The following is a 5,540-nucleotide window of genomic DNA, read 5'->3' as shown; positions in this document are numbered from 1 at the left end:
CGGTTGTGGCGAGGGCAGCCCAATTTTGGACTCGGGGCGCTTTTTGCGTATAGAATAGCGAGCTTTAGCGCGGCCGGGCAGGGCGCTTTTCGTCTGCAGTCAATCGATTGGGGGAAAAGCAGCGTGCTCCGGCTTACGGAATTCTTAACATTTGGACGATTTAAATGGCAACTGCAGTCGAAACCCTGAGCAAACTCGAACGTCGTATGACCCTGTCTTTCCCGCTGGCCGATGTTCAGGCTGAAGTGGAAAAGCGCCTGAAGGTGCGTGCCCGTACCGCCAAGGCGCCGGGTTTCCGTCCGGGTAAAGTGCCGATGAAGATGGTTGCCGCCCAGTTCGGCTACCAGGTCGAAACCGAAGTCCTGAACGACAAGGTCGGTCGTGCCTTCAACGACGCCGCTGTCGAAAACAACCTGCGCGTGGCAGGCTTCCCCCGCATCGAACCCAAGACCAGCGAAGAAGCCGGTGAAGGCAAGCTGGCCTTCGACGCCACCTTCGAAGTCTACCCGGAAGTGACCCTGGGCGACCTGTCCGGCGCCGAAGTCGAGAAGACCACCGCATCGGTGTCCGACGCTGAAATCGACAAGACCATCGACATCCTGCGCAAGCAGCGCGTGCACTACCACGTCAAGGGCGAGCAAGGCGCGCACGGCGACGGTGGTGCCGACCAGTCGGCCCAGAACGGCGACCGCGTGACCGTGGACTTCGTGGGCAAGATCGACGGCGTGGAATTCCAGGGCGGCAAGGCCGATGCCTTCCCGTTCGTATTGGGCGAAGGCCGCATGTTGCCGGAATTCGAAGCCGCGACCATCGGCTTGAAGGTCGGCGAAGCCAAGACCTTCCCGCTGGCCTTCCCCGAGGATTACCACGGCAAGGATGTGGCCGGCAAGACCGCTGAATTCACCATCACCGTCAAGAAGATCGAATGGGCGCACATGCCTGAAGTCGATGCCGCCTTCGCCCAATCGCTGGGCATCGAAGACGGCGATCTGACCAAGATGCGCGAAGACATCAAGAAGAACCTGGAGCGCGAAGTCACCGCCCGCACCAAGGCCAAGACCAAGGACAGCGTGATGAACGCCCTGATCAAGGCGTCCGAACTGGAAGTGCCCAAGGCCCTGATCGACCAGGACGTCGAGCGTCTGTCCGAAATGGCGCGTCAGGACATGGCCCAGCGCGGCATGGATCCCAAGGGTATGCAACTGCCCAAGGAACTGTTCACCGCCCAGGCCGAGCGCCGCGTGCGCCTGGGTCTGATCCTGGCTGAAGTGGTCAAGCAGAACAAGCTGGAAGCCACCGAAGAACAGGTCAAGGCCCAGATCGAGGACTTCGCCCAGAGCTACGAAGATCCGCAACAAGTGCTGAAGTACTACTTCTCCGACCGTCGCCGTCTGGCCGAAGTCGAAGCTCTTGTTTTGGAAGAAAACGTCGTCAACTACGTCCTCGGCAAGGCCAAGGTCTCGGAAAAGCCGGTTTCGNTCGACGAACTGATGGGTAAATCAGGCGCAGCGTAATCCGGTTTTCTCTAGTAGTATCAGAAAACTCTTACGCTTAGGATGCATACATGACTGGTCTGATGAAGCAATCTGCACTGGATACCCAAATGCTCGGCATGGTGCCGATGGTGATCGAACAGAGTGGCCGTGGCGAACGCGCCTACGACATCTATTCGCGTCTGCTGAAGGAACGCATCATTTTCCTGGTCGGACCGGTCAATGATGCGATGGCCAACCTGATCGTGGCCCAGCTGCTGTTCCTGGAAAGCGAAAACCCGGACAAGGACATTTCCTTGTACATCAATTCGCCTGGCGGTTCGGTTTCGGCCGGCATGGCGATCTTCGACACCATGCAGTTCATCAAGCCGCAGGTGTCGACGTTGTGCACGGGTCTGGCCGCCTCCATGGGCGCCTTCCTGCTGGCCGCTGGCGCCAAGGGCAAGCGTTTCTCGCTGCCGAACTCGCGCATCATGATTCACCAGCCTCTGGGCGGCGCCCAAGGCCAGGCATCGGATATCGAGATCCAGGCACGTGAAATCCTGTACCTGCGTGAACGTCTGAACACCATCCTCGCTGAAAAGACCGGCCGCACGGTCGAGCAGATCAGCAAGGATACCGATCGCGACAATTTCATGTCGGCCGAGGCCGCCGCGGAATATGGCCTGATCGACCAGGTGCTGACCCAGCGCGCTTGAGTTTGTCGTATTGCGGCGTTGCAAAACGCCGGGAAGAAGCCCGAACCGTAATCGTTCGGGCTTTTTTTATGCAAATTTTGACGAAAATGGCACAGAGCGGCTTTTCTGGCTCTGTTTGCTTGATAAATGGCACCTGTGCTGGCATATAAAGGTCATACGGCAGTTCCTTGGGGGTATTTCGGGACAGCAAAAATGACCAGGCCGTGACGAATCCGGATTTCACGGGTATGATCGGGTCGTAACTTTAACTCTAGTAGCTCTATGTCCGAGAAAAAATCTTTCCAGCGGCGAAAAACTGCTTTACTGCTCTTTCTGCGGCAAGAGCCAGCATGAAGTCAAGAAGCTCATCGCCGGTCCTTCGGTCTTCATCTGCGACGAATGCATCGACCTGTGCAATGACATCATCCGTGATGAAGCCGCCAGCGTGGAAAGCGTGACCGGCGCCAAGTCGGATTTGCCGACCCCGCAGGAAATCACCGACCTGCTGGATCAGTACGTGATCGGACAGGCTACGGCCAAGCGCATCCTGTCGGTGGCGGTCTACAACCACTACAAGCGCCTGAAGCACCTCGGCAAGAAGGATGATGTCGAGCTGGCCAAGAGCAACATCCTGCTGGTCGGCCCCACCGGTTCCGGCAAGACGCTCCTGGCGCAGACCCTGGCGCGGATGCTCAACGTTCCCTTCGTGATCGCTGACGCGACCACGTTGACCGAAGCCGGCTATGTCGGCGAGGACGTGGAAAACATCATCCAGAAGCTGCTGCAGAACTGCAATTACGAAGTCGAGAAAGCCCAGAAGGGCATCGTCTATATCGACGAGATCGACAAGATTTCCCGCAAGTCGGATAACCCGTCGATCACCCGTGACGTGTCGGGTGAAGGCGTTCAGCAGGCCTTGCTGAAGCTGATCGAAGGCACCATGGCATCGGTGCCTCCGCAAGGCGGCCGCAAGCATCCGAATCAGGACTTCGTGCAGATCGACACGACCAACATCATGTTCATCTGCGGCGGTGCCTTCGATGGCCTGGCCAAGATCATCTCCGAGCGTTCCGAGAAGAGCGGCATCGGTTTTTCGGCCAGCGTCAAGAGCCAGTCCCAGAAGAGCAATTCGGAAGTGCTGTTGAACGCTGAACCGGAAGATCTGGTCAAGTTCGGCCTGATCCCGGAACTGGTCGGCCGTCTGCCGGTGATCGCCACCTTGAACGAACTGGATGAAGAAGCCCTGATCCAGATCCTGATCGAGCCCAAGAACGCGCTCATCAAGCAATACGCCAAGCTGCTGCAGATGGAAGGCGCCGAGCTGGAAATCCGTCCGGCCGCCATGCACGCCATCGCCAAGAAGGCACTGGCGCGCAAGACCGGCGCGCGCGGCCTGCGTTCCATCCTGGAGCACGCACTGCTGGACGTGATGTATGAACTGCCCAGCGAGCAAAACGTGGCCAAGGTGGTGGTCGATGAAAACACCATCACCAATGGCGCCAAGCCGCTGCTGATCTATCACGACCAGCCCAAGGTGTCGGGCGGCTGATTGCCCGGCACCTGCAAGGAACAGGAAAATCGCCCCCGATCATCGGGGTGATTTTCCGGTAGTAAGAAGCCACCCGAAGTCCGGTCACCGCAAACACGGTAAAATAAACCGGCGCACATGAACTGGCTTCCATCGAAAAGCCACCCGGAGCTAGCTTCGCGTGTGGCTTTTTTTATTTTGTTGCGATCATGACAACGCGCAGCCGGTGAATATTTAGTCTGCCGGACTTGTGTTTTGGTCACTCGTGCCAACATCATTCACAGTACTTATTGATAAGGCCCGCCATGACGACTCCTATACTCACAGAACAATCGCAATTGCCGCTGTTGCCCTTACGGGATGTGGTTGTCTTCCCGCATATGGTGATTCCGCTCTTCGTCGGCCGCCCGAAGTCGATCAAGGCGCTGGAAGCGGCCATGGAGCAAGGCAAGAGCATCATGCTGGCCGCCCAGAAGGCCGCTGCCAAGGATGAACCCTCGGCCGAGGATATCTACGAAATCGGCTGCGTGGCCAACATTCTGCAGATGCTGAAGCTGCCCGACGGTACCGTGAAGGTACTGGTCGAAGGCGCGCAGCGCGCACGCATCCACCACATCAGCGAACTGGAAACCCACTTCGTCGCCGACCTGACCCCGGTCGAATCCGAGCAGGGCGACGATGCGGAAGTCGAAGCCATGCGCCGCACCATCGTGCAGCAGTTCGACCAGTACGTGAAACTGAACAAGAAGATCCCGCCTGAGATCCTGACCTCGCTGGCCGGCATCGATGATGCCGGTCGCTTGGCCGATACCATCGCCGCCCATCTGCCCCTGAAGCTGGAGCAGAAGCAGGTGATCCTGGAAATCTTCAACGTCGCCAAGCGTTATGAACATCTGCTGGGCCAATTGGAAGGCGAACTGGACATCCTCCAGGTGGAAAAGCGCATCCGTGGCCGCGTCAAGCGCCAGATGGAAAAGTCGCAGCGCGAGTACTACCTGAACGAGCAGGTCAAGGCCATCCAGAAGGAATTGGGTGAAGGCGAAGACGGCGCCGATCTGGAAGAGCTGGAAAAGAAGATCCTGGCCGCCAAGATGCCCAAGGAAGCCCTGGAAAAGGCCCAGTCCGAGCTGAAGAAACTGAAGTTGATGTCGCCCATGTCGGCTGAAGCCACCGTGGTGCGCAACTACATCGACACTCTGGTCGCGCTGCCCTGGAAGAAGAAGTCCAAGGTTAACAACGACCTGCCCAATGCCGAGAAGGTCTTGGAAGGTGATCACTACGGCCTGGAAAAGGTCAAGGAACGCATCCTGGAATACCTCGCCGTGCAGCAACGCGTGGACAAGCTGAAGGCGCCGATCCTGTGCTTCGTCGGTCCCCCGGGCGTGGGTAAGACCTCGCTGGGCCAGTCGATTGCCCGTGCGACGAACCGCAAGTTCGTGCGCATGGCACTGGGTGGCGTGCGTGACGAGGCCGAGATCCGCGGCCACCGTCGTACCTACATCGGTTCCATGCCGGGCAAGATCCTGCAAAGCCTGTCCAAGGTGGGCGTGCGCAATCCGCTGTTCCTGCTTGATGAAATCGACAAGCTGGGCATGGATTTCCGTGGCGATCCGTCGTCGGCGCTGCTGGAAGTGCTGGACCCGGAGCAGAACCACACCTTCTCCGACCACTACATCGAAGTCGATTTCGACTTGTCGGACGTGATGTTTGTGGCGACTTCTAACTCCTTCAACATCCCGCCGGCTCTGCTGGACCGGATGGAAGTGATCCGCCTGTCGGGGTACACCGAGGATGAGAAGACCAGCATTGCACAGCGCTACCTGCTGCCCAAGCAGATCAAGA

The 5,540-nt window shown here is 58.3% G+C and carries 4 protein-coding genes; all 4 read left to right on the top strand.

Features of this window, described 5'->3' with window-relative positions:
- The first annotated feature begins 164 nt into the window (after positions 1 to 164).
- Positions 165 to 1,514, top strand: a complete 1,350-nt coding sequence (gene tig / locus I5W_RS09625; RefSeq protein WP_044529051.1) for a trigger factor — start codon at positions 165 to 167, stop codon at positions 1,512 to 1,514.
- 50 nt (positions 1,515 to 1,564) lie between these two features.
- On the top strand, positions 1,565 to 2,191 hold the full coding sequence (clpP, locus tag I5W_RS09620) for an ATP-dependent Clp endopeptidase proteolytic subunit ClpP (protein ID WP_008329424.1): 627 nt from the start codon (positions 1,565 to 1,567) through the stop codon (positions 2,189 to 2,191).
- A 295-nt stretch (positions 2,192 to 2,486) separates the two neighbouring features.
- Positions 2,487 to 3,719: an ATP-dependent Clp protease ATP-binding subunit ClpX gene (gene clpX, locus I5W_RS09615; RefSeq protein ID WP_044529050.1), complete on the top strand. Its 1,233-nt coding sequence runs from the start codon at positions 2,487 to 2,489 to the stop codon at positions 3,717 to 3,719.
- A 284-nt stretch (positions 3,720 to 4,003) separates the two neighbouring features.
- The coding region (gene lon, locus I5W_RS09610; RefSeq protein WP_044529052.1) for an endopeptidase La at positions 4,004 to 5,540 on the top strand (1,537 nt) is incomplete at its 3' end.

Origin of the sequence: Herbaspirillum sp. B65 (genome assembly GCF_000333555.1) — a bacterium.
Classification (GTDB): domain Bacteria; phylum Pseudomonadota; class Gammaproteobacteria; order Burkholderiales; family Burkholderiaceae_D; genus Herbaspirillum; species Herbaspirillum rubrisubalbicans.
Note: the sequence above shows the minus strand (reverse complement) of the source record. Positions and strands in the feature narration are given on the sequence as shown.